Below are 905 nucleotides of genomic sequence, written 5' to 3'. Positions count from 1 at the left end.
GGGCCGGGCGGGGGAGGCGCGTCACCCTGGTGGCGGTCCGTGCCGAAGCTCGCGCTCCTCGCCGGGGCCGTGGTCGCCGCCGCCGCGCTCGCCGTCTTCTTCCTCCGGTCCGACAACGGGGGCTCCGGCGACGTCTACCTCCAGGCCGCCAACGCCGACGGCATGGACCCGTTCACCCAGTCGACGGCGAAGGAGCCCGCACCGCAGGCGACCGCCTCGCCCAGCGCCCCCGCGGGCACGGGATCCTCCGGGAAGCGCAGCGTCCAGGGCTCCGCCCCCGGCCTCTACGGCGGCACCCAGGGCGCCGCCAGCTGTGATGTCGACCGCCAGATCACCTATCTGACCGAGGACCAGACCAAGGCGCGTGCCTTCGCGTTCGCCGCGGGCATCGAAGCGGGCAACATCCCGGACTGGCTCCGGGGGCTCACGTCGCTGCAACTGCGCTCCGACACCCGGGTCACGGACCACGGCTTCCGCAACGGCTCCGCCACGTCCTTCCAGGCCGTCCTCCAGGCGGGCACCGCCGTGCTCGTCGACAACCGGGGCATGCCCCGCGTGCGCTGCGCCTGCGGCAACCCCCTCGGGCCGCCCTCCAGCGCGAGCGGCACCCCCAAGGGCAAGACGTGGCACGCCTACCGCTCCGAGAATGTGATCACGGTCGTACCGGCCGACGCGGCCATGGACGCCTTCGTCGTCTACGACCCGCAGACCGGCCACTGGTTCCAGCGGCCGGTGGGCACCCAGGGCGACAGGGACACCGCCACCTCGCGGCCCAGTGGCGGCGCGTCGTCGGCGCCGCCGCAGCACCAGAGCGCCTCGCCGGGCGGCGCCTCCCCGGCGACACCGCCGAGCCCGTCGCAGCCGTACACGCCGACGCCCGCTCCCCCCTCGATGCCGGGCTACAC

1 protein-coding gene is annotated in these 905 nt (G+C 75.1%); it reads left to right on the top strand.

Annotation, left to right across the window (positions count from 1 at the left end):
• Window positions 1-39 precede the first annotated feature (39 nt).
• The coding region (locus K6I34_RS37520; protein WP_229332478.1) for a DUF6777 domain-containing protein at window positions 40-905 on the top strand (866 nt) is incomplete at its 3' end.

The sequence above is a fragment of the Streptomyces sp. UNOC14_S4 genome (assembly GCF_020740835.1).
In the GTDB taxonomy this organism is placed as follows: Bacteria; Actinomycetota; Actinomycetes; order Streptomycetales; family Streptomycetaceae; genus Streptomyces.
This window is presented reverse-complemented; position numbering and strand designations above follow the sequence as displayed.